This window comes from Microbacterium sp. C23T (assembly GCF_053345975.1).
The window spans coordinates 1-24,777 of the sequence record NZ_JBKFBD010000028.1 but is presented as its reverse complement, the minus strand read 5'-3'; the positions used below and the strand labels follow the sequence as shown (position 1 = coordinate 24,777).

At 71.5% G+C, this 24,777-nt stretch carries 25 protein-coding genes; 12 read left to right on the top strand and 13 right to left on the bottom strand.

Annotated features, from left to right (window positions below):
• Position 1 precedes the first annotated feature (1 nt).
• Complete coding sequence (locus ACLBXX_RS15560) at positions 2-1,303, bottom strand: M18 family aminopeptidase (protein WP_447658774.1); 1,302 nt, start codon at positions 1,301-1,303, stop codon at positions 2-4.
• A 248-nt stretch (positions 1,304-1,551) separates the two neighbouring features.
• On the opposite strand from ACLBXX_RS15560, the gene ACLBXX_RS15555 reads away from it, so the two are divergent.
• From ACLBXX_RS15555 to ACLBXX_RS15525, 7 genes are all read left to right on the top strand, one after another.
• The gene (locus tag ACLBXX_RS15555; RefSeq protein ID WP_447658773.1) at positions 1,552-2,538 is read left to right on the top strand and encodes an aggregation-promoting factor C-terminal-like domain-containing protein; all 987 of its coding nucleotides are present in this window, start codon (positions 1,552-1,554) and stop codon (positions 2,536-2,538) included.
• 84 nt (positions 2,539-2,622) lie between these two features.
• A complete protein-coding gene (locus ACLBXX_RS15550; protein ID WP_447658772.1) occupies positions 2,623-3,303 on the top strand; it encodes a response regulator transcription factor in 681 nt (226 codons plus the stop codon).
• Positions 3,300-4,337 (top strand): sensor histidine kinase, encoded by a 1,038-nt coding sequence (locus ACLBXX_RS15545; RefSeq protein WP_447658771.1) that lies wholly within the window; start codon positions 3,300-3,302, stop codon positions 4,335-4,337. The genes ACLBXX_RS15550 and ACLBXX_RS15545 overlap by 4 nt, the downstream gene beginning before the upstream one ends.
• Positions 4,338-4,421: 84 nt before the next feature.
• Positions 4,422-4,955: a hypothetical protein gene (locus tag ACLBXX_RS15540; protein WP_447658770.1), complete on the top strand. Its 534-nt coding sequence runs from the start codon at positions 4,422-4,424 to the stop codon at positions 4,953-4,955.
• 29 nt (positions 4,956-4,984) lie between these two features.
• On the top strand, positions 4,985-6,403 hold the full coding sequence (locus ACLBXX_RS15535) for a ferredoxin reductase family protein (RefSeq protein WP_447658769.1): 1,419 nt from the start codon (positions 4,985-4,987) through the stop codon (positions 6,401-6,403).
• A gap of 30 nt (positions 6,404-6,433) precedes the next feature.
• Positions 6,434-7,006 carry an FMN-binding protein gene (locus ACLBXX_RS15530; protein WP_447658768.1) on the top strand — a complete coding sequence of 191 codons (573 nt, stop codon included), beginning with the start codon at positions 6,434-6,436 and terminating at the stop codon, positions 7,004-7,006.
• On the top strand, positions 7,003-7,860 hold the full coding sequence (locus tag ACLBXX_RS15525) for an FAD:protein FMN transferase (protein WP_447658767.1): 858 nt from the start codon (positions 7,003-7,005) through the stop codon (positions 7,858-7,860). Before ACLBXX_RS15530 ends, ACLBXX_RS15525 begins: the two co-directional genes overlap by 4 nt.
• Here ACLBXX_RS15525 and ACLBXX_RS15520 read toward each other — a convergent pair.
• The 4 genes from ACLBXX_RS15520 to ACLBXX_RS15505 form a co-directional block, all read right to left on the bottom strand.
• Complete coding sequence (locus ACLBXX_RS15520; RefSeq protein WP_447658766.1) at positions 7,791-8,135, bottom strand: DUF2200 domain-containing protein; 345 nt, start codon at positions 8,133-8,135, stop codon at positions 7,791-7,793. The two genes, ACLBXX_RS15525 and ACLBXX_RS15520, sit on opposite strands and share 70 nt — an antisense overlap.
• A gap of 283 nt (positions 8,136-8,418) precedes the next feature.
• Positions 8,419-9,372, bottom strand: coding sequence for an NAD(P)-dependent alcohol dehydrogenase (locus tag ACLBXX_RS15515; protein ID WP_447658765.1), 954 nt, complete (start codon positions 9,370-9,372; stop codon positions 8,419-8,421).
• Positions 9,373-9,445: 73 nt separating this feature from the next.
• The gene (locus ACLBXX_RS15510; protein WP_447658764.1) at positions 9,446-11,464 is read right to left on the bottom strand and encodes an acyltransferase family protein; all 2,019 of its coding nucleotides are present in this window, start codon (positions 11,462-11,464) and stop codon (positions 9,446-9,448) included.
• Positions 11,465-11,575: 111 nt separating this feature from the next.
• On the bottom strand, positions 11,576-12,796 hold the full coding sequence (locus tag ACLBXX_RS15505; protein ID WP_447658763.1) for an MFS transporter: 1,221 nt from the start codon (positions 12,794-12,796) through the stop codon (positions 11,576-11,578).
• Between the two features lie 140 nt (positions 12,797-12,936).
• Between ACLBXX_RS15505 and ACLBXX_RS15500 the strand changes: the two genes are divergently transcribed.
• Positions 12,937-14,439, top strand: coding sequence for a SulP family inorganic anion transporter (locus ACLBXX_RS15500; protein ID WP_447658762.1), 1,503 nt, complete (start codon positions 12,937-12,939; stop codon positions 14,437-14,439).
• Here the strand turns inward: ACLBXX_RS15500 and ACLBXX_RS15495 are convergent.
• Positions 14,414-14,878 carry a VanZ family protein gene (locus ACLBXX_RS15495; protein ID WP_447658761.1) on the bottom strand — a complete coding sequence of 155 codons (465 nt, stop codon included), beginning with the start codon at positions 14,876-14,878 and terminating at the stop codon, positions 14,414-14,416. The genes ACLBXX_RS15500 and ACLBXX_RS15495 overlap by 26 nt on opposite strands.
• Before the next feature lie 202 nt (positions 14,879-15,080).
• On the opposite strand from ACLBXX_RS15495, the gene msrB reads away from it, so the two are divergent.
• The 3 genes from msrB (at position 15,081) to ACLBXX_RS15480 (ending at position 17,182) form a co-directional block, all read left to right on the top strand.
• On the top strand, positions 15,081-15,548 hold the full coding sequence (msrB, locus tag ACLBXX_RS15490; RefSeq protein WP_447658760.1) for a peptide-methionine (R)-S-oxide reductase MsrB: 468 nt from the start codon (positions 15,081-15,083) through the stop codon (positions 15,546-15,548).
• Positions 15,545-16,099, top strand: a complete 555-nt coding sequence (gene msrA / locus ACLBXX_RS15485) for a peptide-methionine (S)-S-oxide reductase MsrA (RefSeq protein WP_310284961.1) — start codon at positions 15,545-15,547, stop codon at positions 16,097-16,099. Before msrB ends, msrA begins: the two co-directional genes overlap by 4 nt.
• A 135-nt stretch (positions 16,100-16,234) precedes the next feature.
• Positions 16,235-17,182, top strand: a complete 948-nt coding sequence (locus tag ACLBXX_RS15480; RefSeq protein ID WP_447658759.1) for a hypothetical protein — start codon at positions 16,235-16,237, stop codon at positions 17,180-17,182.
• A gap of 3 nt (positions 17,183-17,185) precedes the next feature.
• On the opposite strand, the gene ACLBXX_RS15475 is transcribed toward ACLBXX_RS15480, so the two are convergent.
• The 3 genes from ACLBXX_RS15475 to ACLBXX_RS15465 are packed head-to-tail and all read right to left on the bottom strand — an operon-like array spanning position 17,186 to position 19,703.
• On the bottom strand, positions 17,186-17,806 hold the full coding sequence (locus ACLBXX_RS15475; RefSeq protein ID WP_447658758.1) for a GyrI-like domain-containing protein: 621 nt from the start codon (positions 17,804-17,806) through the stop codon (positions 17,186-17,188).
• Entirely contained in the window at positions 17,803-18,891 is a 1,089-nt protein-coding gene (gnd, locus tag ACLBXX_RS15470; protein ID WP_447658757.1) for a phosphogluconate dehydrogenase (NAD(+)-dependent, decarboxylating), read from the bottom strand. Before gnd ends, ACLBXX_RS15475 begins: the two co-directional genes overlap by 4 nt.
• A gap of 59 nt (positions 18,892-18,950) precedes the next feature.
• Positions 18,951-19,703, bottom strand: coding sequence for a DUF1345 domain-containing protein (locus ACLBXX_RS15465; protein ID WP_447658756.1), 753 nt, complete (start codon positions 19,701-19,703; stop codon positions 18,951-18,953).
• Between ACLBXX_RS15465 and ACLBXX_RS15460 the strand changes: the two genes are divergently transcribed.
• Entirely contained in the window at positions 19,702-20,247 is a 546-nt protein-coding gene (locus ACLBXX_RS15460; protein ID WP_447658755.1) for an AAA family ATPase, read from the top strand. The genes ACLBXX_RS15465 and ACLBXX_RS15460 overlap by 2 nt on opposite strands.
• Positions 20,248-20,296: 49 nt before the next feature.
• On the opposite strand, the gene ACLBXX_RS15455 is transcribed toward ACLBXX_RS15460, so the two are convergent.
• From ACLBXX_RS15455 to ACLBXX_RS15440, 4 genes are all read right to left on the bottom strand, one after another.
• The gene (locus tag ACLBXX_RS15455) at positions 20,297-21,997 is read right to left on the bottom strand and encodes an ABC1 kinase family protein (RefSeq protein WP_447658754.1); all 1,701 of its coding nucleotides are present in this window, start codon (positions 21,995-21,997) and stop codon (positions 20,297-20,299) included.
• Between the two features lie 121 nt (positions 21,998-22,118).
• Positions 22,119-22,676: a PadR family transcriptional regulator gene (locus ACLBXX_RS15450; protein ID WP_447658753.1), complete on the bottom strand. Its 558-nt coding sequence runs from the start codon at positions 22,674-22,676 to the stop codon at positions 22,119-22,121.
• A 125-nt stretch (positions 22,677-22,801) separates the two neighbouring features.
• A complete protein-coding gene (locus tag ACLBXX_RS15445; protein ID WP_447658752.1) occupies positions 22,802-23,296 on the bottom strand; it encodes a DUF427 domain-containing protein in 495 nt (164 codons plus the stop codon).
• A gap of 71 nt (positions 23,297-23,367) precedes the next feature.
• Positions 23,368-24,777, bottom strand: a 1,410-nt coding sequence (locus ACLBXX_RS15440) for a dihydrolipoyl dehydrogenase family protein (RefSeq protein ID WP_447658751.1), incomplete at its 5' end; no start/stop codon positions are given.

Sequence of the window (24,777 nt, the reverse complement as noted above, 5' to 3'; positions counted from 1 at the left end):
GTCAGCCGCGGAAGTAGGTCTCCGCGACGCGGGCGAGGTCCCACAGGTCGCTCACGCCGGCGAGCTCGCGTGCCGAGTGCATGGAGAGGATCGGGATGCCGACGTCCACGGTGCGGATGCCGAGCCGGGTCGCCGTGATCGGGCCGATCGTCGAGCCGCACGGCACCGCGTTGTTCGAGACGAACTCCTGGCTCGTGACGCCCGCCGCGGCGCACCAGCCGTTCCAGGCAGCCGCGCCCGCGGCATCCGTGGCGTACCGCTGATTGGCGTTGATCTTGAGGATCGGGCCGGAGCCGAGCACAGGCTGCACAACGGGGTCGTGCTTGTCGGCGTAGTTGGGGTGCACCGAGTGGCCCACGTCGCTCGAGACGCACCAGGACGCGGCGAGCGCACGCAGCTGCTGCTCGCGATCGGCTCCGAGCGACAGCCACAGCCGCTCGAGCACATCGGACAGGAAGGGTCCGGCCGCACCCGACCGGGCGCCCGAGCCGACCTCTTCGTGATCGAAGACGGCGAGCATCGCGATGTGGTCGGCGTCGTGCCCGTCCGCCGCGCGCTCCAGCGCGACGACGCCGGCGTGCACCGACGCGAGATCGTCGAGGCGGCCGGACGCGAAGAACACGTCGTCGCGGCCGAAGGTCGCACCGCGTGCGGCGTCGGCGGTGACGACGTCGTAGCCGCGGATGCGCGCGGCGTCGACGCCGGCCTCGCGCGCGAGCTCGCCGAGGATGTCGGCGGATTCCGCCTCACCGAGGCCCCACACCGGCTGGGTCTGCGACTGCTTGTCGAGGGCGAGGTGGTCGTTGACCTCGCGATCGAGGTGGATCGCGAGCTGCGGCAGCCGCAGCAGCGGGCCGGTCGCGGCGAGCACGGCCGTGCCGTCGTCGAGCACGAGGCGGCCGGCCAGACGCAGCTCCCGGTCGAGCCACGAGTTCAGGAGCGGGCCGCCGTAGATCTCGACGCCGGCCTGCAGCCAGCCGAGCTTTCCCGTGGTCGGCTTCGGCTTGAGCTTGAACCCCGGCGAGTCGCTGTGTGCGCCGAAGATGCGCACCCCCGTCGATGCCGTCGCCCCCTTCGGCACGACCCACGCGATCGCCGCGCCGTCACGCACCACCACGTACTTCCCGCCGGCCGGCGCCGGCCAGCCTGCGGCTTCATCGAGACGCGTGAACCCCGCGTCCTCGAGTCGGCTCGCCACCTCGGCGGCGGCGTGGAAGCTCGACGGCGACGCCGCCACGAACGCGGCGAGATCGTCGGCGTGCGCGAGGGCTGCGGGGCGGGCGGGAGCGGTGGACGAGGGCACGGATGAGCCTCCTGTAGACGTGCGACGGGTGCTTCGATCGTAGTTCGGAGGACCTTCCCAGGCGGCCCGGCGGACCAGGATCCGAGCCTTTGATCTGGCCTTTTCGAACATTCCACTCACATGTAACGTTCAGGTAACGCACCGGAAGCATCCAGAAAGGCCCGGGAGACTCGGGGACTTGTGCCCGCCCGAACGGTCACGACGCGCCTCCCGAAGGCGCATTTCGCTGATACGGAACCCGGTCTTACATGCGCTCCCACACGTCGTTTCCGCCCGCCCGCCGCACTCTCCGCCGCGCCGAACGCCGCCTCCGCCGCCGCCCGGTGCTGGTCGCGGCGACACTCGCGGTCGGCGTGCTGGCCACCGCCGCGTTCAGCACGGCGACCCCCGCCTCGCAGGCCGAGGCCTCCGGTTCGCTGACCGATTTCGCGCTGGCCTCGTACTCCACCGCCTCCGTCACTGCGGAGACCGCCGCCGCGCCGAGCGACTTCGACAAGACCGTCGCCGACGCGAGCGCCGCGATGTCCGCGGCGACGACCATCTCGTCCGACATCGCCGCGTCGGGCCTCGATGTCGGCACGCCCGACACGACCGTCGACACCACCGAGCTCGAGGGTGCCGTGGCCCAGCTGAAGCGCGCGCAGGCGCTCCCGGCCGAGTACACGACGGAGGTCACGGATGCCGTGGCCACCCTCACCGCGTCGGTCAACGAGCAGGCGCAGGGACTGCGCGGGAAGCTCGACGCCGCGATCGCGCTCAAGGCGCAGCGCGAGGCGGAGGAGAAGGCCCGCAAGGAGGCCGAGGCCGCCGCGGCCGCCAAGGCCGCCGAGGAGGCCGCAGCGGCCGCCGCGGCGAAGAAGTCGTCGGCGCCGCGTTCCTCCGGCGGCGGTGCGCCGGTGTACGCCACCGGTGGCGCCGTGGGCGGCACCAGCCCGGCCGACGCCCAGGCGACCGCCCGATCGATGCTCGGAGGCTACGGCTGGGGCGACGACCAGTTCGGCTGCCTCGTGTCGCTGTGGAACAAGGAGTCGGGCTGGAACTACCAGGCCTACAACCGCGGCAGCGGTGCCTACGGCATCCCGCAGGCCCTGCCCGGCAGCAAGATGGGCAGTGCCGGCGCCGACTGGCAGACCAACCCGGCGACGCAGATCGCGTGGGGCCTCGGCTACATCTCCGGGCGCTACGGCAGCCCCTGCGGCGCGTGGAGCCACTCGCAGTCGACCGGCTGGTACTGATCACCTGATCACCGCCGCGAACCTCATAGGCGATCCATAGCGCTCGCCTCACAGCCTCGAAGAGGGCACGTCCAGACTGTGGACGTGCCCTCTTCGTCGTCTCCGCCGTCGCTCGCGCCGCGCCTGCTGTACGTCGAGGACGAGGCCGAGATCGCCGGCATCGTCGTCGAGATGCTGGGTGACGAATACGACGTCGATCACGCGTCGACGGGCGAGGAGGGCCTGCGCCTTGCACTCGGTCGCCGGTACGACGTGATCGTGGTCGATCGCCGTCTGCCCGGGATGTCGGGCGTCGAGCTCGTCGGCGCGGTCCGCACGGCGCGCATCGCGACGCCCGCACTCATGCTCACCGCGCTCGGCGCGGTGGACGACCGCGTGACCGGGCTAGACGCCGGCGCCGACGACTACCTCGTGAAGCCGTTCGACTTCGCCGAGCTGCGCGCGCGGCTGCGCGCGCTCCGCCGCGGGCGCGGAGCCGGCGATCGCCGCGAGCTCGGCGACTGGGTCTTCACCCCGGCCTCGCAGGCGCTCTACTCCCCCGCCGACGGCCGCATCCCGCTCACGCAGGCGGAGTCCGAGCTGCTGGAACTGCTGACCTCGAGCCCCGAGCACGTGTTCTCGCGCGACGAGATCCTCGCGCACGTGTTCCCCGGCGGCTCGGCCACCACCGTCGACACCTACGTGCACTACGTGCGCCGCAAGTCGACGCCCGAGATCATCGAGACCGTCCGCGTGCGCGGGTATCGCAGCGGGACACCCAGATGAGCGAGAGGACGGATGCTGCGACCGCCGCCGACCGGCGGCGCGTGCAGCAGGCTGCCCTGCGTGCCGGGGTGTGGGTGGCCGTCGCCGCGGCGGCGGTCGTCGCGATCATCACGACTGTCATCGTCGCCGTGTTGTTCGCGACCTCACGCCCCGAACACGGTCCGCCGCACCCCGGCCCGGGTGGTGGCGGCTGGGACGGACCGGGCGATCGGGTGATCGACCTCGACGACGTCGTTCCCCTCGCGATCCTCATCGGGCTGATCGGCGTCGTCGCGCTGGGGTTCGTCGCGTGGTGGGCCTCCAAGCGGGCGGCGCAGCCGCTGGCGGACGCCCTCGAGGTGCAGCGCACCTTCGTCGCCGATGCCAGCCACGAACTGCGCACTCCCCTCACCACCCTGACGAGCCGCATCCAGCTCGCGCAGTACCGGGTGGAACGCGGTGGTGACGTCGACGCCGTCCTGGCCGATCTGCGCCGCGACGCGGCGGTGATGGACGCGGTGCTCACCGACCTGCTGCTCACTGCCGAGACCGCCGGCGCCCGCGCCGGCGACGACGACGCCGTGGCATCGGTCGCCGCCGCCGCGCACGACGCGATCGCCGTCATCGAGCCGAGAGCCGTCGAGCGCGGCGTAGCGCTCGTCGCCGAGGCATCCGCCGATCTGCACGTCGCCGCCGACCACACGTCGCTGACGCGCGCGCTGATGGCGCTGCTCGACAATGCGGTGCGCTACTCGCCCGCCGGCTCGACGATCGCCGTCCACGCACGACCCGCCGGTCGCCACGTCGAGATCAGGGTCGTCGATCAGGGCAGCGGCATCGCCGGCATCGATCCCGATCGACTGTTCGACCGCTTCGCCCGCTCAAACGACGCGCCGGGCGAGGACGGGCGACGCGGCTTCGGGCTCGGCCTCGCGCTCGTGCGCGACATCGTCACGCGCTTCGACGGCAGCGTACGTGTCGAGAGCACGTCGACCGCCGGCACGACGTTCCTGCTGGATCTGCCGTCGGGTGGCCGGCGCACGCGCGAACGCTGAGGATGACGCGGCGTGAACCTATGAGAATGCCCAGATCGACCGACTCTTTGAGCAATCTTGGAACCGCGGCGGGACAGTGTGGTCATGTCCGACAGCACCCCTGAAAAGCCCGCCGGCACGCCCGACGAGGCGGCCTCCACCGAACCGGTGACGCCCGAGCCCACCACACCCGCCCCTGCGGCGCCCACCCAGGCGACGACGCCTCTCCCGCCGCAGCCACCCGTCGCGCCGTCGACCCCCGCGTCGGATGCGACAGCGGCCGCTCCAGTCGCTCCGGTCGTGGCCGCCGCCCCCGCGCCCGCCACGGAGAAGCCGCCGTTCCTGCGGCGCACGTGGGTCAAGATCACCGGTGCCGCGGTCGCCGCCGTCCTGCTCCTCGGCGTCGGCTTCGGCACCGGTTGGGCCGCGGGCGGCTCGCGCGGACCCGCCGGCGGCCCGGTCGGCTGGAACCAGGACGGCAATGCGCCAGGCCGGCCCGGAGACGGGTCCGGGCAGCGCGGCGGCCCCGACGACGGCTGGCAGAACGGCGGACCCGGTGGCGGCCCCGGTCAGGGCGACCCGCGCGGCGACGACTCCGACTCCGACTCCGGCTCCGGGACCGACTCCGACGGGTCCTGAGCCTTCCCCGCGAAACCTGAGGAGCAGCCATGTCGACGATCGCGTCACCGACCGCACCGGTCGCTCTGCGGCATCCGTCCGTCTCGACGGGCCTGCGCCGCGCAGCCATGTGGAATGCCGGAGCGATCGTCGTCATCTGGTTGACGAGCCTGTTCGTGGCGGCCCTGTGGGTGTCGGGTGGCGGAGTCGACGCGGTTCTCGGGGGCGGCGCAGAGGCGCTCAATGCGGTCGGTCGCCTGTGCGGCCTGGTCGCGGCGAACCTCCTGCTCTACCAGGTGCTGCTCATGGCGCGGGTGCCGCTGTTCGAGCGAGGGTTCGGCCGCGACGGCATCACGCGGATGCACCGCGTCGTCGGGTTCTGGTCGTTGTGGCTCATGCTCGCGCACATCGCGCTGCTCGTCGCCGGCTACGCGGCGGTCGCGCAGATCAACCCGTTCGTGCAGCTGTGGGAGTTCGTGTGGGACTACCCGGGCATGCTGCTCGCGACGGCAGGCGCCGCGCTCATCGTGCTCGTCGCAGTGACGTCGATGCGGCGGGCCCGGCGCCGGCTGCGGTACGAGTCGTGGCACCTGCTCCACCTGTACGCGTACATCGGCGTCGGCATCGCGCTGCCGCACCAGCTGTGGGCCGGCGCCGACTTCACGGCGTCGCCGTGGGCCACCGTCTACTGGTGGACCCTGTGGGCGCTCGCGGCCGCCGCGATCGTCGTGTTCCGCCTCGGCGTTCCGGTGGTTCGGTCGTGGCGGCACGGCCTGCGGGTCGCCGCGGTCGAGGCGGACGGCGCCGGCGGGGTGACCGTGCGGATGCGCGGACGCCGACTCGAGCGCCTCGCCGCACGCGGCGGCCAGTTCTTCGTCTGGCGGTTTCTCGACGGCGCGGGGTGGTCGCGCGGCCATCCGTTCTCCCTCTCCTCGGCGCCCCGGGGCGACGAGCTCGCCATCTCGGCGCGGATCGTCGGGGACGGCACCGCCCGGCTCGCCGCCCTGCGCCCGGGCACGAGGGTGCTGATCGAGGGCCCGTACGGTCGGATGACCGGAGACGAACGCCGCGGGCGGAAGCTGCTCCTGGTCGGCGCCGGCGCCGGGGTCGCACCACTCGTGTCGCTGCTCGAGTCCGAGCCGTACGCGCCGGGCGACGCGACGCTCGTCACCCGTGACTCGGCCCCCGACGCCGCGTTGCGGGGCGCCGCCATCGCCGCGCTCGTGCGTGATCGCGGGGTGCGGCACGTTCCCCTCACCGGTCCGCGAGCGTCGTCCACGACGCCGTGGCTCCCGGCGACGCATGCCGCCTGGAACGGCGCCGATGCCCTCCGTCATCTTGCGCGCGACCTCGCGGCCTACGACGTGTTCGTCTGCGGTCCGCAGCCGTGGATGGACGCCGTCACCCGCGACCTGCGCGCGGCGGGCGTCGCGCCGGCCCGCATCCACTCCGAGTCCTTCACGATCTGAGGCCGTCATGCACCGTTCCAGGAGTCCGCGATGAAGAAGATCGTCTACGCCGTCCTCGCCACTGTCAGCGGCCTGGTGCTGCTGTTCAGCTATCGCACCTCGCACGTCGACACGATCCAGCCCGTCGCCGCGGGAACCACGAGCAGCTCGTCGAGCCCCTCGAGTTCGTCGGGCTCGACGGGCAGTGGCACCGGCAGTGAGACCGACACCGGCACCCAGACCGGCAGCGGCGCCCAGACCGATGCGGGTTCAACCGGCGGCTCGAGCGGTGCGACGTCCGGAACGACGGGCTCGGACCCGGGCGCCGGGTCGTCGAGCGGACTCTCCGACGGCACCTTCACGGGCTCTTCGGCGAACACCCGCTTCGGCCCGGTCCAGGTGCAGATCACGGTCTCGGCCGGACAGATCACCGACGTCCAGGTGCCGGAGTACCCGTCGGGCAACCCCCGCGACCGCCAGATCAACCAGCGCGCGCTGCCCGTGCTCGTCGCCGAGACCACCGCCGCCCAGTCCGCCGACATCGACATGGTGTCGGGCGCGACCTACACCAGCCAGGGCTACCTGCAGTCGCTGCAGAGCGCGATCGACCAGGCCCGGGCATGAGGCGTCCGCCCCGGCGCGTGGAGGTCGCCGACATCATGGGCACGGCGATCAGCGTGCACGTGATCGGTGACGTCGACCCCCACGTGTTCGCCGCCGCCACCGCCGCCTGTTTCGATGAGCTTCGCCTCGCGGATCGGGTGTTCTCGCCGTATCGCGACGACTCCGACCTGCTGCGCGTGGCGCGCGGCGCGCTCGCAATGGCGGATGCCTCGCCCTTGGTCTCCGAGGTCGCCAGGGCGTGCGCCCGGGCCGAGTCCGACACCGGCGGCCTGTTCACCGCGACATGGGCCGGTGTGTTCGACCCCACCGGCTACGTCAAAGGATGGGCCGCGGAGCGGACGGCCCGTGCGCACCTCGCCCCGCTGCTCGAGCGCCCGGGCGTGGTCGCTGCGGGAATCAACGCGGGCGGCGACCTCCAGCTGTTCACCGCGCCGGGAGCCGACTGGACCTGGAACGTCGCGATCGTCGATCCCTCCGACCGCACCCGGATGCTCGCCACCGTGCCCGTGCGCGATGGAGCCGTCGCCACGTCGGGGAGCGCGGAGCGCGGCGCGCACATCATCGATCCGCGCTCCGGCCGCGCAGCGGCGGGAGCCGCGTCGGCGACGGTGGTGGCGGCGAGCCTCGCCCATGCCGATGTCTGGGCGACCGCGGCCGTGGTGGCAGGGTTCGACGACCTCGCGTGGATCGGACGCGCCGGCCCGACGACCGGCCTGATCATCGACGACGCCGGGCGCGTCCGCCGTTGGCTCGACGGCGTCGAGGTGGGCGTCGATCCGGTCGATCAGCCGGCGCGGAGGATCTTCTCCATCGACTTGCCGCGGGCGAGCTCGTCGACGAGCTTGTCGAGGTAGCGGATCTTCTGCATCAGCGGGTCCTCGATCTCCTCGACGCGCATGCCGCAGATGACTCCCGTGATGAGCGAGGCGTTCGGGTTGAGGTCGGCGTCCGCGAAGAAGTCCTCGAAGGTCGTGTGCTCGTCGATGTGCTGCTTCAGCTCGGCGTCGTCGAATCCCGTGAGCCACTCGATGACCTCGTCGAGCTCCTCGGTCGAGCGGCCCTTCTTCTCGACCTTGGTGACGTAGAGCGGGTAGACCGAGGCGAAGCTGATCGAGAAGATCCGGTGCATGCCGACAGGCTAATGCCGGACGGATGCCTCGGCACGCGGCATCCGGATTCCCCGACGAAGAAGATGGTCCCGGTGGGTTGCCCTCCCACCGGGACCATCACGCGTTCGCGGGAGACGGTACGGCGACCCGAACGCCGAAGCTCGACCGCTACGCGCTGAACTGCTTGTGTTGCTCCGCCAGGTTATGCGGAGGCACCCGGATCCGCCGGCCCGTTGACACACTGCGCGTCGGACTGATACCCACGCGAGTCGCGTCGGCTCGAGGACGGCGTCGAGCCCCGCATCAGCGCACCGCCACCACGACCTTGCCGAGGGCATGGCCCTCGCCGTGCCACACGAGAGCCTCGGGCACCTGGTCGAGCGGGAACACGCGATCGATGTGGACCTGCACCTCGCCCGCTGCGCAGCGGTCGGCGACCGGCACGAACGCGGAGGGCCCCTGGCGCACGAACAGCACGCCCAGGTGCGTGCGGGTCATGGCCCCGAGCAGTGCGCCGGCGGTCAGCATCCGTATCAGGGTCCTCGCCGTTCCGCCCACCATCACACACCGTCCGCCCCTCGCGAGCGCGCGGGCGTAGGCGAACACCGAACGGCGCGCGACCAGGTCGACGATGAGGTCGTACGGCCCGTGCCGCGTGAAGTCGTCACGGCGGTAGTCGATCACCTCGTTCGCGCCGAGCGCGCGGAGGAAGTCGAGCTTGCCCGCGTTGTCGACCGCCGTCACGTGCACGCCCTGGGCGACCGCGAGCTGGATCGCGAGGCTCCCGGAACCTCCGCCGGCGCCGTTGAGCAGCATCCGTGCTCCCGGCTTCGCCAGCGCGACCGCGTGCGTCGCGATCGCCGCCGCCTGCGGAAGAGCGGCTGCCTCGGCGAAGGACAGCTGTGCGGGCTTGGGGGCGAGCATCGACTCGGGCACGGCGACGAACTCGGCGAACCCGCCGTAGCGGGGCATGATGTCGCCGAACACCGCGTCGCCGACCGCGAAGCGGGTCGCGCCGTCGCCGACGGCCGCGATCCGGCCGGCGATGTCGGAGCCGAGGATCCCGCGGCGGGGCCGGAACAGCCCGCCGAGCCGGGCATAGGCGGGGCTGCCGTGCAGCCCTTCCCAGTCCGACAGGTTGACCGACGTCGCGACGACCTCTACCAGCACCTCGCCGGCGCCGGGCACCGGCCGGGGGACGTCGCGCAGCTCGAGCCGCTCGGGCGACCCGTATCGCTCGTACACGACCGCGCGCATGTCCCCCATCGTTCCGGGCGCGAGGGGCCGCGCGCAACGGCCGTCCTTGCGCGGCGGCTGGGCGTCGCGCCGATCAGCCGCCCGAAGCGGGTGGCAGCAGCGGCTGCAGCGCCCGTCCGAGCACGTCGGCCATGTCGGCGCTGATGGCGGCGGTGAGGTGGTGCGAGTCGCGGTAGACGAGCGTGTTGCCGATGATCGGCGGGCAGGCGTCAGCGTCGCAGAGGTATTCGTTGAGATCGACGAGCGGGATGCCGCGCTTCTCGGCGGCGGTCGCCTCACCTTCACGCGCGGCCCCCGCGAGCGCGACCGTCCGCGGTTGCGCGCACGCCGCCGCGTCGGACAGGTGCGCCGACAGGCAGGGCGCCGGGTCCTCCCTCATGTCGGGGGTATCCGCCATCATCGCGACGGGCGCGTCGATCGCGTCGAGCGTGCGGCCGAACGCCGCCGCCCATGTCTTGGCATCGTCGTCGACGCGCGGGGCGAGCTCGGGGTCGGTGAACGTCGCCATGAGCACCAGGGCGGGTGGCGAGGCGTTGATGCGATCGATCACGGCATCGCGCCATTCGGGGCACTGCGGGTACGGTGCACCGCGGCGGAGCGACTCGATGTCGGCGGCGGGGCACGAGCTCTTGGTGTGCACCTCGACGGAGTACCCCGCCGAGGTCGCGAAGCCCTCGAGCGCCGGGAACCACTGCGCGGCGTGCGAGTCGCCGAACAGCACGATGCGCGGCGCCGCGGGATCGCCGTAGACGCAGCCCTCGGCATCCGTCGAGGCGATGCCGAGCATGCAGCCGTCGTCGTAGACCTCGGGAAGGCTGTCGCGCGCGTCCCGAAGCGCCGGCGCGAGGTTGTCGGGCACGAAGTCGGTGCCGCGCGGAGCGTCGGCGATGACGGTGCTCGACGCCGCGCGCTCGGCGTGCAGGGACCTGGTATCGGCCACCGCGTACGCGGCGCTGGCGAGCCCGAGGCACGCGAGCGAGCCGGCCAGCGCACCCGCCAGCGTGACGCGCGCCCGCCGCTTCGTGAGCAGCGGCGTCCGGCGCACCGGGTCCTCCACGAGCCGGTACAGCAGCCACGCCGCGGGCACGCATGCGATCGCGATGCCGAGCGTCATCCACAGCGGCAGCTCCCCGGGAAGCGCGGTGCCGGGCAGCACGAGCGCCGGCCAGTGCACGAGATACAGCGAGTACGAGATCGTTCCGAGGAAGACCATGCCCCGGGCCGACAGCATCCGTGTCGGTCCGCGCCGCGACTCGCCCGCCGCGATCACGGCAGCCGTGCCGAGCACGGGAAGCGCGGCCGCTGCGCCCGGGAAGAGCGTCTCGGACGAGAAGAAGAAGACGGATGCCGCCACCGCCGCGATGCCCACCCACCCCAGGGGCGCCGCCCACCGCTCGCCCACGATCCCGCGCCTCCGCTGCAGCAGCACGGCCACGAGCCCGCCGATGCCGAGCTCCCACCCGCGCGAGGGGAGCGAGAAGAACGCCCACGGCTGGGCGGCGAACGTGAGCCACACGCAGAGCGCGAACGACGCGGCCACCACGACGATGAGCACCCCGACGAGCGCGCGCCGCGACCGGACCAGCACCCACACCAGCGCGAGCAACGCCGGCCACAGCAGATAGAACTGCTCCTCGACGCCGAGCGACCAGTAGTGCTGGAACAGCGACGGGTTCGACGACTCGGCGAGGTAGTCCGAGTTCGCAGAGGCGAAGAAGTAGTTCGGCACGTAGAGCGCCGTGGCGACGGCCGCCGCCCAGAGGTCCTTCATCAGCAGCGGCGGGTACCAGATGAGCGCAGCGGCCACCGAGAGCGTGAGCACGACGAATGATGCCGGGAGGATCCGGCGCGCCCGTCGCGCGTAGAACTCCCCGAACCTCAGCCTGCCGTGGCTCTCCAGCTGACCCAGGAGATGGGACGTGATGAGGAAGCCCGAGATGACGAAGAACACGTCCACGCCGACGTAGCCGCCCGGCAGGAACGGCAGGCCCGCGTGATAGAGCAGGACCGACCCGACTGCGATCGCACGCAGTCCTTGGATATCGGCGCGAAAACCCGAGTGGTCGGGCTGGGCGCTGGCTCGGTCCACCACTCGAGCGACTTTAGGTCGACGGGGTGAACAGCTGACACCCCCTTGACTCGACGCCTCAGACGCTCCACCATTCGGCCACGGACGCCTCGACCCGCAGCATCCGCTCCTCCCTCACCGTACGCGCGGCGCCGTCGGCCGCAGCCACGCCACCGCCAGCAGCACCGCCGTCGCGATCAGCGCCAGCACCGCCACGGCGACGCCGTCCCACCCGGCCGCGACGAACACGAGGCCCAGCGCCCAGCCGAACAGGCTGGAGCCGCCGTAATAGCCCAGGTAGTACAGCGACGAGGCCTGCGCCCGCGCGTCCGGCGTGCTGGCGGCCGGCGCCCAGCCCGACGCCACGGCATGCGCGGCGAAGAACCCGGCCGTGAAGACGAGGAGGCCCGCCAGCACGACGGGGACGGCCGGCACCAGCGTGAGCGCCGCTCCCGCCGCCATCACGGTGCTCGAGATCAGCAGGACCGGAAGCCGCCCGAAGCGCGACGCGAGCGTTCCCGCGATGGGCGACGCGACGGTGCCGGCGAGGTAGGCGAGGAAGAGCAGGCTGACCGCCCAGTGCGGCATCGAGTACGGCGGCGCGGCGAGCGCGAAGCCGAGGTAGTTGTAGAGCGCGACGAAGCCTCCCATCAGCAGGAACCCCTGCGCGTAGAGCGCGAGCTGCCGCCGAGACCGCAGGTTCACTGCCAGCCGGTGCAGCAGCGACGGCCCGGGGTGCGGGCGATGGCGCAGCGCGATGAACCCGCGCGCCTTCGGCACCAGCATCAGGAAGGCGACCGCTGAGACGGCGCACACGACCGCGACGACGAGCACCCCGATCTCCCAGCCGGCGAAGTCGCCGACCGGTCCGGCGACGATGCGGCCCGCGAGCCCGCCGATCGTGGTGCCGGCGATGTAGCTGCCCGCGGCGGCCGCCGTGTGCGCAGCATCCACCTCCTCGCTGAGATAGGCGAGCGCGATCGCCGGAACCGCGCCGAGACCCACACCCTCGAGCAGGCGCAGCGCGAGCAGCGTGCCGAAGTCGGGGCTGAACGGAGCGAGCAGGCCGAACACCGTCGCCGCGATGATCCCGACAGTCATCGCGGGGACCCTGCCGACGCGGTCGGCGACGGCCGACCACGGGATGACGGTGACGGCGAGCGCGAGCGTCGTCACCGACACCGTGAGCGCCGCGGTCGCGGGCGGCACGGCGAACTCGGCGGCGATCAGCGGCAGCACCGCCTGCGGCGAATACAGCTGCGCGAACGTCGCGACGCCCGCGAAGAACAACCCCGCGATGAGCCGGCGGTACGCCCGGTCGCCGGGCAGATGCCCTGTGAACACGGAGGCCGACATCGGCCTCCACGTTACTCCGTATGCCAAGGGTGCCCTGTGCGCTCGCGGAGTAGAGTCGTGGGGCCGCGCGGGTCGCGGCATCCCTCCCCTCATCCACCCCCTGCGGGCGCGACGGTGCGCGCGAAATCCGAGGAGCAGCCGTGTCCGCCGTCGCCGAATCCGCCGATCGCTACCGCAGCGAGCCGACCGTGCTGCAGGCGCTGCGCCGGCCGCGGCTGCTCACCCGTGAGGTCGTCGCCGGCCTCGTCGTCGCGCTCGCCCTCATCCCCGAGGCCATCGCGTTCTCAGTCGTCGCCGGCGTCGACCCGCGGGTGGGACTGTTCTCCTCGTTCGTGCTCGCCGTCGTCATCGCGTTCACCGGCGGGCGCCCGGCGATGGTCACCGCCGCCGCGGGCGCAGTCGCGCTGGTGATCGCACCGGTCGCGCGCGAGTACGGCTCGGACTACCTCATCGTGACGATCGCCCTGGCGGGCATCATCCAGGTGCTCTTCGCGGTGCTGGGCGTCGCGAGGCTCATGAGGTTCATCCCGCGCAGCGTGATGGTGGGCTTCGTGAACGCCCTGGCGATCCTGATCTTCCTGTCGCAGATGCCGCAGCTCGTCGACGTGCCGTGGGCGGTGTACGTGCTCGTCGCCGTGGGTCTCGGCATCCTGTTCGTCTGGCCGCGGATCACGCGCGCCGTCCCCGCGCCGCTCATCGCGATCGTCGTGCTCACCGTGGTGGTCGTGGCGTTCGGCCTCTCGGCGGTGCCGAACGTCGCCGACCAGGGCGAGCTGCCCCGGAGCCTTCCCGAGCTCCTCATCCCGAACGTCCCGCTGACCTGGGAGACGCTGCAGATCGTCGCGCCCTACGCGTTCGCCGCCGCGCTGGTCGGTCTGCTCGAGTCGCTGATGACCGCGAAGCTCGTCGACGACATCACCGACACCCACTCGCGCAAGACCCGCGAGGCGTGGGGCCTCGGCGTCGCCAACGTCGCCTCGGCGTTCTTCGGCGGCACCGGTGGCTGCGCGATGATCGGCCAGACGATGATCAACGTCAAGACGTCCGGCGGCCGCACGCGGATCTCGACGTTCATGGCGGGCGTGTGGGTGCTGATCCTGGTGGTCGCCCTCGGCGACATCGTCGGACTCATCCCGATGGCCGCCCTCGTCGCCGTGATGATCGTGGTGTCGGTCATGACGTTCGACTGGCACAGCATCCGTCCGTCGACGCTGAAACGGATGCCGCTGAGCGAGACCCTCGTGATGCTCGTGACCGTCGTGGCCACGGTGTGGACGCACAATCTCGCCGTCGGCGTGATCCTCGGCGTGCTCGCCGCCATGGTGCTGTTCGCCCGGCGCGTCGCGCATTTCACGACCGTGACGCGCGAGGTCGACGGCGACACCGCCCGCTACCGCGTGGACGGCGAGCTCTTCTTCGCCTCGAGCAACGACCTCACCACGCAGTTCGAGTACGCCGCCGACCCGCCGCACGTCGTGATCGACCTCTCGCGCACCCACGTCTGGGATGCCTCGACGGTCGCCGCCCTCGACGCCATCGTCACGAAGTACGAGGCGCGCGGAACGACCGTCGAGCTGCACGGGATGACAGATGCTGCGGCCCGCTTCCACCGCCGCCTCAGCGGCGAGCTCGGGTCGGCCTGACCGAACGCCGCAGCAGGCTTCCCGCCGCCGCGACGGCCAGAGCCACGAGCGTCACCGCGACCACGCCGATCGTCGTTCCGACGGTGTTCCACAGCACGTCGTCGACATCGGGCACCCTCCCGGGGATCGAGGCCTGCAGGTACTCGACGGTGGCCGACAGCGCGAGACCGCCGCCGATCGCCACCCACCACAGCCTGCGCGGAAGGAGAAGCGCGAGGGCCGCACCGAGCGGCACGAACAGGAGCGTGTTGAGGATCTGATCGATGCTCGCGTGCGGAAGCAGGGCGGACACGGGTGCGGCCACGGCCTCGGTTGCGCGCAGGAACTCCCCGCGCGCCGGCGCGACGATCGCACGCGGCCCGAGCGTCAGTGCCGCCACTCCGAGGAGGGCGACGGCGCCGGCGACGACGCGCGGGCCTGTGGTGATGCGGTCGTTCATGGTCGACCCCTTCCGGCCGGGAATCGGGTGCTCCGGCCGGACCAGTCCACGCGAACCGATGTTTCGTCGGCGTATGCGAAACGGCCGAAGACACCCGTCGCCCAGAACTCGAAGCTCGCTCCCAGGTTCGCGGGACCAAAACCCGTGAGGCATCCGTTCTCCTCTATGACGCCGCAGCCAGCCGCGTCGAACTGGAGGAATCGTGAGCAACGAGTACCGCAAGACCCCCGAGGCGCTGAGCCGCCTCTCCGACACCCAGTACCGCGTCACGCAGGAGGAGGGCACCGAGCCCGCCTTCCGCAACGCCTACTGGAACAACCACGACCCCGGCATCTACGTCGACGTCGTCTCGGGCCAGCCGCTCTTCTCGTCGACCGACAAGTACGACAGCGGAACCGGATGGCCGAGCTTCACCAAGCCCATCGAGCCCGACGCCGTCTCGACGAAGAAGGACTGGAAGCTGCTGCTGCCACGCACCGAGGTGCGCTCGTCGGGCGCCGACAGCCATCTGGGTCACGTCTTCCCCGACGGCCCACGGCAGGCCGGGGGCCTGAGATACTGCATGAATTCGGCCGCACTGCGCTTCGTGCCCGCCTCGTCGCTCGAGGACGAGGGCTACGGCGCCTACCGACACCTCTTCACCACCGAGAACCAGGAGCACGCATCATGACCAGCGGTCCCTTCGACACCGGCGAGATCACCCGCACCCCCGGCACCGAGACGGCGGTCCTCGCCGGCGGCTGTTTCTGGGGCATGGAGGACCTCATCCGCCGCCAGCCCGGAGTGCTCGACACCCGTGTCGGCTACACCGGCGGCGAGAATGCGCACGCGACCTACCGCAAGCACCCGGGTCACGCGGAGGCGGTCGAGATCGTCTTCGACCCCACGAAGACCTCGTACCGCGACATCCTGGCGTTCTTCTTCCAGATCCACGACCCGTCGACCATGAACCGCCAGGGCAACGACATCGGCTCGAGCTACCGCTCCGCGATCTTCCCGCTGTCCGCCGAGCAGGCCGAGGTCGCGCGCGACACCATCGCCGACGTCGACGCCTCGGGTCTCTGGCCCGGCAAGGCCGTCACCACCATCGAGTCCGAGGGCCCGTTCTGGGAGGCCGAGCCCGAGCACCAGGACTACCTGATCCGCATCCCCAACGGCTACACGTGCCACTTCCCGCGGGCCGGCTGGGTGCTCCCCAAGCGCGCCGACGCGACGGCGTAAGCACGACGAGAAACGGATGCCGCGACCCGGCCGGGTCGCGGCATCCGTTCGTCCGCCGGGGTATCACGCGGCGCGTGTGCGCTCTCCTCACAGCATGCGGCGCAACCCGCGCCGCGAGGCTGAGGGAGAGCGATCGTGGCTGATGCGACGCTGCCGGCGCCACCGACCGTCGGCATCAAGATCCCCGAGGGCAGGTCATGGATCGCCCTCGAGATCGGACGGATGCGGGAGGCTGCGCGAGGACGCGCGGCCGCGCGCAAGCGTGCGACCTCGCGGAAGAAGCCGATCGGGCTCCTCCACGTCGACGACGCGCAGTTCCAGAAGGCGGCCCTGATCGTCGCCGTGAACGCCCCGCAGCAATTCGGCAGGCTGGACGAGATCATCCTGCGCGGGCGGTTCGTCCTGCGCGGCGAAGACGTCGCCACGCTCGACGAACTCGTGCACGAAGCGGTGAGAATCGCCGCGATCGGCTTCGACGGACCGGGCCCCCACCCTTCGGAGCTCACCGCCCTGGACGGCCGCATCACCTACGCGGCCGACTTCCTCCAGCGCAGAGAGGGCGAGATCGCGCGCCGACGGTACGCGCGAGGCCTGCTCGGCGGCGTCACGATGACGTTCTTCCTCCTCCTGCTCATCGGCGCCGGCGGCGCGGCCGTCATCACGCTGTGGCGCCAGGGGCCGATGCCGGTGGACCAGAGCGAGGCCCTGCGTGATGTGCTCGTCGCCGTCGGAGCAGGCGCGGCGGGCGCCTGCGTCAGCGTCATGCTCCGCATGCACCGGATGCACAATCTCACGATCGAGTCGGCCGCCCGGGGCGCGGCGATCTACCGCATCTTCCTCGGCTGGTTCTTCGCCGCGGCCGTGGTGTTCTTCCTGAAGAGCGGACTGCTCGCGGGCATCTTCACCGTCCCCGACGATCACATCGCGAGCTGGTTCTTCTGGGGCGCCGTCGGATTCCTGGCAGGGTTCAACGAACGCTGGGCCACGAACCTCATCTCGCGCGGTCCGGGCAGCACCGCGGACGGCACCCACGGCCACCCGGCACAGGACGCGCCCGACGCCGCGAAGCCGCCGGCCGCCTGAACGTCAGCCCGACGGCTCGACGGGCTGGCGCAGGATCGTGCGGAGCTTCTCGGGGGCCGTGCGGCGAGGGTCCGCGAGGTAGATCTCGTGGTGCAGCCCGCGCATGCGCAGCCGCGCTTCGGGGATGAAGCGCTCGTGCATCTCGGCGAGGACCGGCGCCTCGTCGTCGTACGACCCGACGTGCAGGGTCTGCACGCAGCGGCCCTCGGCGAGTTCCGCCACGCGCAGCCGATCCAGGGCGGGTGACGCGCCCTTGGCGGCGGCCGCATCCCGCGCTCGTTCGAAGTGCCCGCCGTCGAGCCACTCGGGGACGAGGCTCATCATCGTCCAGCTCCACCGGGACTTGTCGCGCTCCGACGTGAACGCCACCATGTCGTCGGACCACCACAGGCCCTCGAGCGGCATCACGACGTAGTCGCGGCCGAGCTCGGCCTTGCTGAGGAACTTCAGCTTGTAGGCGACCCCGAACACCGCCGCCACGGCCTCGCTGTACTCGTCCGAGGTGTTGGGGTCGCCGCGGCCGTCGACCATGAGGTACTGCATCGGTGGGACGTCCACGATCTCGAACGACCCGCGCTGCGCCGTGTACGCCGCGATCGACTTCTTGAGATCGACCTTGGTCACGAAGCGCCGTCGGTCTGGGACTGACCGCCGCTCGACGACTCCGACTTGCGCGAGCCCGCCTCGAGCACGTCACCGGCGGGCAGCTCCTGGTGGCCGCCGAACTGCAGCCGCATGGCCGAGAGCACCTGGTTGGCGAAATGGTCCTCGCCGCGCGAGGCGAATCGTTCGAACAGGGATGCTGCGAGCACCGGCGCGGGAACACCCGTGTCGACCGCGGCCTTGACCGTCCAGCGCCCCTCCCCCGAGTCCGAGACGCGTCCCGCGAGACCGTCGAGCGTGGGGTTGCCCTGGAGCGCCGCCGCGGTGAGGTCGAGGAGCCACGACGAGATCACCGATCCGCGGCGCCACAGCTCCGCGACCTTCGGGGTGTCGATCGTGAACTGGTAGAACTCCGGCTCCTCGAGCGGGGCGACCTCGGCGGAGTGCTCGGCCTCCTGCACGCCGGCATCCGCGTGCTCCAGGATGTTGAGGCCTTCAGCGAGCGCCGCCATCACGCCATACTCGATGCCGTTGTGCACCATCTTCACGAAATGACCCGCACCGGACGGACCGCAATGGAGGTAGCCCAGTTCCTCCGGCGCGAAGTCCCCGGCGCGGCCAGGCGTGCGCTCGACCTCGCCGTTTCCCGGGGCGATCGTGCGCAGGATCGGCTCGATGCGGGCGAACGCCTCGTCGGGGCCGCCGACCATGAGGCAGTATCCGCGATCGAGGCCGAACACGCCGCCGCTCGTGCCGACGTCCACGTAGTGGATCCCGCTGTCCCGCAGCGCGGCCGCACGGCGGACGTCGTCGCGGTAGTTCGAGTTGCCGCCGTCGATGATGATGTCGCCCGGGTCCATCAGCGCGGCGACCTCGTCGACGACCTTGCCCGTGAGCCCGGCGGGGATCATGAGCCAGACCGCACGCGGCGCCTCGAGCTTCGACACGAGGTCGGCGAGGCCCTCAGATCCGACGGCGCCCTCGCCCGCGAGAGCGGACACGGCGTCCGGGCTGACGTCGTACACGACGCATTCGTGACCGTCCCGCATCAGGCGCCGGACGATGTTGCCGCCCATCCGGCCGAGGCCCACCATTCCCAGCTGCATCGCGTCTCCTTCGCTCGTCTCCGGCGGGAGCGCCGCGCCCGGGCGCTCGTTCTCGAAGTCTAGAGATCCACCGGGCCCGCGTTGATGATCGTGCTGAACGCCAGCACGATGATGAGCGCGTTGAGGAAGAAGCTCGTCGTCGTGTGCCAGACCACGGTCCACCTCATGCGCGTCGTGACCACCTGCACGTCGGAGACGGAGAAGGTCGTCGCGTTCGTGAACGAGAAGTACACGAAATCGGCGAGTCGCGGGTTCTCGGTGCCGGGGAAGATCAGCGGCGGGATGATCGAGAGGCGGTAGCGGCGGTCATAGATGCGCGCGAAGCCCCAGTGGTACAGCGCCCACGACAGCAGCATCGCGACCACTCCGACGGGCTCGACCCAGCCCGCCCAGCCGGGATCGTTGCGGAGCACCAGGATCTCGGTGGCGGCGACGATCCCGACGATGCTCGCCAGGAAGGTCGCGGTGACGGTGACCGCCGCGACGACCGGGTGCGCGTCGAACGCTCCGATCCAGCGCGGGGCGGCGCTGCGGGAGCGCTTCACGCTCGCGCCGACCACGATCACGGATGCGAGCCAGTAGAGCCCGCCGACCGCGCACCATGCGGCGAGCGCATCGAGGGTGAGTTCGACGTCGTCGACCAGCAGGATCTGCAGCCCGAGCCAGATCAGTGCGAGCTGCACCAGCAGATCCGCGACCCGCACGATCACCGCCCAGACCACACGCACCCCCGAGGACGAGTTCCTGCGTGCCACCGTAGCGGGTGGGGAGCCCACCGAGCCGGACGCGCTCCACCCGTATGCTCCGATCATGCGGATCGTGGTCTCCGGCACCCATGCCAGCGGGAAGAGCACCCTCATCGCCGACTTCTCCGCGGCGCACCCCGAGTTCGAGGTCCTGTCGGACCCCTACGAACTTCTGGATGAAGCGGGCGACGAGCCCGATGCGGGACTCTTCGTCACCCAGCTCGGCATCTCGGCCCGGCGCCTGCTCGAGTTCGATCCAAGCGCGAAGGTCATCGCCGAGCGCGGCCCGCTCGACTTCCTCGCGTACCTCACCGCCCTCGACGAGCTCGGCCGCGCGTCCCGCCCCGGCGGTCACCCGCCCCGAGCCGTCGACCTCGCCGTGGCCGCGATGGCGCACGTGGATCTGCTCGTGCTCCTGCCGCTCGACGGAGACATCCGGGTGCCCGAGGACGAGGACCCGGAGCTGCGCGAGGCCATGGATGACGCGCTGCTCGAGCTCTCCGACGACCCCGACCTGCTCGGTGGGGCTCGCGTGATCGAGGTCGCCGGCGACCCGGGCGCTCGGCTGGCGCAGGTCGAGACGGCGATCGCAGACATCGACGGCCGCTGACGCGCCGGGGCGCAGCATCCGTCACCCGATCTCCCGGGGCGACGTGACCTCAGTCGTGCGGGCCGCGCCTGCCCGAGAAGCCCGCGAACAGCGCGTACAGCAGCGGCACGAGCGAGCCGATCATGAGCACGGTGCCGATCGTGAGGTCTTCGGCGCGCAGCACGGCGCCGCTGATCAGCAGCCCGGCGAACAGCACGGCCGCCACGACACGCCGGATCAGGCGCTCGAGGCGGCGCAGCCATCGGTCGAGCTTCGGGACGTCGGCGACGAGCCGCCCGTCCTCGATGCGCGTGACCATGTCGTCGAGGCGCCGCGGCAGGCGGGCCATGACACCGGCGGTCGACACCGCCTCCTGGGCGATCGCCTTCGCCGCGTTGCCCCGCTCGTCGCGCAGCAGCCGCGCGGCGTACGGCTCGACGGCGTCCCACACGTTGAAGGCGGGATCGAGCGAGCTGCACATGCCGCTGGTGAGCGAGACCGCGCGGATGATGAGCAGGAAGTTCTCGGGCAGCTGGAACGGCAGCGACCGCATGACGTCGCCGAACTCCTTGGCGAACTGGCGGAACTCGCGCGGGTCGACCTCCTGCAGCTCCGCGAACCCCATGCCCCCGAAGCGCGCGAACAGCGCCGTCATGGCCCGTTCGAGCTCCACTGTGTCAGCGGAGGGAAGGAGCACCCCGACGGCCCGGATGCTGTCGATCATCTGTGCGCTGTTGCGCGAGGCGACGGCGATCATGAGCTGCTGCAGGTTGTGGCGCAGCTTGTCGGGGACCTCGCCCATCATGCCGAAGTCGATGAAGGTGAGGGTCCACGGATGCCGGCTGTCGCCGGCCGCCCGCGTGACCGGCGTCACGAAGATGTTCCCGGGGTGGGGATCGGCGTGGAAGAACCCGCGCAGGAAGAGCTGGTCGAACATCACGTTCGCGAACTCGACCGCGACCTCCGCCGGGTCGATGCCCGCCGCCCGCAGCCCGTCGACGTCGTTGATCTTGATCGCGGTGACGTCGGCGAGCGTCAGCACGCGGCGCGTCGTGCGCTCCCACGCGATCTCGGGCACCGTGACGCGGGGGTCGCCCGCGAAGTCCGTCGCGAACCGCTCCGCATTCTGCGCCTCGTGAAGGTAGTCGATCTCCAGACGGCTCGTGTGCGCGAATTCCTCCACCAGCGCGGGCAGGTCGACGTGATCGCGCACGATCCGCACCCGGGTGAGCCAGCCGGCGACGCGGCGCAGCGCCGCCAGATCCACGTCGACGATCTCCTCGATGCCCGGTCGCTGGACCTTGACGACGACGTCGGCGAACCCGGTCTCGGCCGCATCGGCCGGCGTCAGCCGCGCACGATGTGCTTGGCCGAGGGATGCTGCGGCCACGGGCGTCTCGTCGACCCATTCGAACGCGCGACCGAGGGGGACGCCGAGCTCGGCCTCGGCGAGCGCACGGATCGCGGGGAAGGCGACGGGCGGGACCTCGTCCTGCAGGCCCTCCAGCTCCTTCGTGATCTCAGGAGGCAGGACGTCGAGCCGCGAGGAGAGGAACTGGCCCACCTTGATCATGAGCCCGCCGTACTGGACGGCGAGCACGTGGAACCGGCGGGCGATGGTCTGGAGGCGTTTCGTGCGGCCGCGCGCGGCGAGCGCGCCGAATCCGAACCTCGGCAGCACGAGCTCGAACCACCACGCCTGCACGATGTACCGGCCGGCGAAGCGCAGGATCCGGCGGTAGCGGGCGCGCGGGTTCCCGACGTCGGCCATCGAAGCTCCTCGGACGGTGCTGTTCAGCGGTTAGGAGTGCCTGCGATCCCGGTCGCCCGGGATCGTCTGCCCCGCCGAACCTGCGGACTCGGGCCGACGCCGTCTGCCGGCACGCCGGCCGTCAGTCCTGAGCCAGGATCGAGTAGAGCTTACGCCGCGCCTCGTCGAGCACTTCGACGGCCTTGGCCACCTGCTCGGGCGTGCCGCTGCGACCGACCGTCGCCGCCGCCTGGGCGAGCTTGGCGCCGGCCTTGGGGAGCGCCGTGCGTCCGGAGTCGCGTGATCCGGCAGCCTCCCACGGGGCCGACTGCCCCTCGGCGGCCGCCGCTGCCGCGCGACCCGCCTCCGTGAGCGAGTAGGTCTTCTTGCCGTTCGATTCCTCGGCCGCGACGAGGCCCTCGTCCGCGAGCATCTGCAGCGTCGGGTACACCGAGCCGGGGCTCGGCTTCCACGCACCGTCGCTGCGCTCCTCGATCTCCTGGATGATCTGGTACCCGTGCATGGGCTTCTCGGCGAGGATCGCGAGCACCGCGGCCCGCACATCACCCTTGGCGACGCGCGGCGAGAAGCTGCGCTCGAAGGTGTCTTTCAACTGGTCCATCGCATCCCAGAAGCTGCTCGGAAGCCCCGAGCCCTGCCCTGATGGACGCGAACCGAATCCCTGGAACGAACCGCTCATGACGACCTCCTGAACGAGCGTGTGCCGATACACTGACGATACCTACCGATATATCGGTAGACAAGAGTCGGGCCTGGGCGTTCGCTGTGCAGTTCGCAGGACGGATGCCGAAGCATCCGGGTGTCTCACCAGCCGAGCGAACCCGGCTCTCCCTTGAACGGACCGACGACGTCTGGGGTGATCCAGCCGCCGTAGAAGCGCCCGGGCTGGGGCACGACTTCCACGCCGTCGAGCGTGCAGCCCTCCATCTCGCGCGGGTACACCGCCACGCGGCCCTCGAGCTGCTCGAACCCCGCGGAGGGACGCGGGTACGTCCACGCCGCGCGGGGGCGCACCTCGTCGCCACCGCGCACGTCGAAGTAGGCGGCACCGCCTTTGAACTCGCAGTACGAGGAGCCCTCGCCGGGCGTGAGCGTCCCCTCGGCGAACGCCTCGATCGGCAGATAGTAGACCGGCGGGTGGCTCGTCTCGAGGACGCGGACGACGTCGTCGGTGTCGACGATGACCTCGCCGCCGAGCCGGATCCGCGCCCGGCGTGCGACCCGCTCCAGACGCGGCGGGCGGGGGTAGTCCCAGACCGACTCCTGGCCGGGACCGGTGGGCAGGGGCTCGGGTCGCATGGCGGTCCTCCTCACGGTGGCGGTGAGCGGTCAGCGTACTCCGCGACGCTCCGAGCACCCTCAGGCGCGGCTCAGCGGCCGTACTCCTCGAGCCACCGGAGCCAGACCTCGCTGATCGTCGGATACGACGGCACGGCGTGCCAGAGGCGCTCGATCGGCACCTCGCCCACGATCGCGATCGTCGCCGCGTGGAGCATCTCTCCGACGTCCTGCCCGACGAATGTTGCGCCGACGAGCACGCGGCGCTCCTCGTCGACGATCGCCCGCGCTCGTCCCTGGTAATCGTCGGCGACCTCGCTCGCGCCCGCGATCCAGTACAGGTCGTAATCGATGACACGGATGCGGAGACCCGCCTCGCGCGCCGACTTCTCGGTGTGCCCCACCGCGGCGACCTCGGGATCGGTGAAGACCACCTGCGGCACCGCCGCGTGATCGGCGGTGGCCACGTGCCTCCCCCACGGGGCGTCGTCGACGTCGGCGGCCTTCGCGCGCGCGGCGATGACGTCGCCCGCGGCGCGGCCCTGGTACTTGCCCTGGTGGGTGAGCAGCGCGCGGTGGTTCACGTCGCCGACCGCGTACAGCCAGTCCACGCCGCGCACGCGGAGCGTGTCGTCGACGTCGAGCCATGAACCGGGCTCGAGCCCGATCGCCTCAAGCCCGAGATCCTCCGTCCGCGGCACCCGGCCCGTCGCGACCAGCACCTCGGCAGCCCGCACTTCGGAGCCGTCCGACAGCGCCATCACCACGTCGCCGGCGTCGTCACGCGAGACCCGCTCGACCTCGACGCCGGTCTTGACGGTGGTTCCGGCATCCGTCAGCGCCTTCTCGACGGCCTCGCCCGCGAAGGGCTCGACGCCTCGCAGCAGGCCGGAACGGGCGATCACGGTCACGGTGGAGCCGAACGACGCGTACAGGGTCGCCATCTCGGTGCCGACGGTGCCACCGCCGAGCACCGCCAGCGATGCCGGGACATCGTGCACGCCCGTCGCCTCGCGGCTCGTCCACGGTGCGACGTCGCGCAGCCCCGGGATGTCGGGCAGGAGCGCCGCCGAACCGGTGGACACCACGACCGCGTGGCGGGCGACGAGCTCGGTCTCGGTGCCGTCGGCACCGGTGACGGTGACCTCGCGCTCGCCGGTCAGGCGCCCGTGCCCGCGCACGAGATCGATGCCGGCGCCCTGGAGCCACTCGACCTGCGACGTGTCGTCCCAGTTGTGCACCAGCTCGTCGCGGCGCACCAGGGTCCTGGCCACGTCGACGGTGCCGGTCACCGCCTCGGCGGCGCCCTTCACGCGCTGCGCGGCACGAACTGCGGCGCCTGCGCGCAGCATCGCCTTCGAGGGGATGCAGGCCCAGTACGAACACTCGCCGCCGACGAGCTCGCTCTCGACCACGACGACCGACAGGCCGCCCTGGGTCGCCCTGGCGGGGGCGGTCTCGCCCGCCGGGCCCCCGCCCCTGTCCGGGGGGGCGTACTCCCC

Bases quoted from the DNA above. Each gene is read 5' to 3' on its own strand.
- ACLBXX_RS15450 (WP_447658753.1), bottom strand. From the start codon at position 22,676: ATGAGCGGTTCGTTCCAGGGATTCGGTTCGCGTCCATCAGGGCAGGGC.
- ACLBXX_RS15495 (WP_447658761.1), bottom strand. From the start codon at position 14,878: ATGAACGACCGCATCACCACAGGCCCGCGCGTCGTCGCCGGCGCCGTC.
- ACLBXX_RS15455 (WP_447658754.1), bottom strand. From the start codon at position 21,997: ATGGCCGACGTCGGGAACCCGCGCGCCCGCTACCGCCGGATCCTGCGC.
- ACLBXX_RS15525 (WP_447658767.1), top strand. From the start codon at position 7,003: ATGAGGCGTCCGCCCCGGCGCGTGGAGGTCGCCGACATCATGGGCACG.
- ACLBXX_RS15545 (WP_447658771.1), top strand. From the start codon at position 3,300: ATGAGCGAGAGGACGGATGCTGCGACCGCCGCCGACCGGCGGCGCGTG.
- gnd (WP_447658757.1), bottom strand. From the start codon at position 18,891: ATGCAGCTGGGAATGGTGGGCCTCGGCCGGATGGGCGGCAACATCGTC.
- ACLBXX_RS15465 (WP_447658756.1), bottom strand. From the start codon at position 19,703: ATGATCGGAGCATACGGGTGGAGCGCGTCCGGCTCGGTGGGCTCCCCA.
- ACLBXX_RS15445 (WP_447658752.1), bottom strand. From the start codon at position 23,296: ATGCGACCCGAGCCCCTGCCCACCGGTCCCGGCCAGGAGTCGGTCTGG.
- ACLBXX_RS15520 (WP_447658766.1), bottom strand. From the start codon at position 8,135: ATGCACCGGATCTTCTCGATCAGCTTCGCCTCGGTCTACCCGCTCTAC.
- ACLBXX_RS15535 (WP_447658769.1), top strand. From the start codon at position 4,985: ATGTCGACGATCGCGTCACCGACCGCACCGGTCGCTCTGCGGCATCCG.
- ACLBXX_RS15505 (WP_447658763.1), bottom strand. From the start codon at position 12,796: ATGTCGGCCTCCGTGTTCACAGGGCATCTGCCCGGCGACCGGGCGTAC.
- ACLBXX_RS15515 (WP_447658765.1), bottom strand. From the start codon at position 9,372: ATGCGCGCGGTCGTGTACGAGCGATACGGGTCGCCCGAGCGGCTCGAG.
- ACLBXX_RS15555 (WP_447658773.1), top strand. From the start codon at position 1,552: ATGCGCTCCCACACGTCGTTTCCGCCCGCCCGCCGCACTCTCCGCCGC.
- ACLBXX_RS15530 (WP_447658768.1), top strand. From the start codon at position 6,434: ATGAAGAAGATCGTCTACGCCGTCCTCGCCACTGTCAGCGGCCTGGTG.
- ACLBXX_RS15460 (WP_447658755.1), top strand. From the start codon at position 19,702: ATGCGGATCGTGGTCTCCGGCACCCATGCCAGCGGGAAGAGCACCCTC.
- ACLBXX_RS15540 (WP_447658770.1), top strand. From the start codon at position 4,422: ATGTCCGACAGCACCCCTGAAAAGCCCGCCGGCACGCCCGACGAGGCG.
- msrA (WP_310284961.1), top strand. From the start codon at position 15,545: ATGACCAGCGGTCCCTTCGACACCGGCGAGATCACCCGCACCCCCGGC.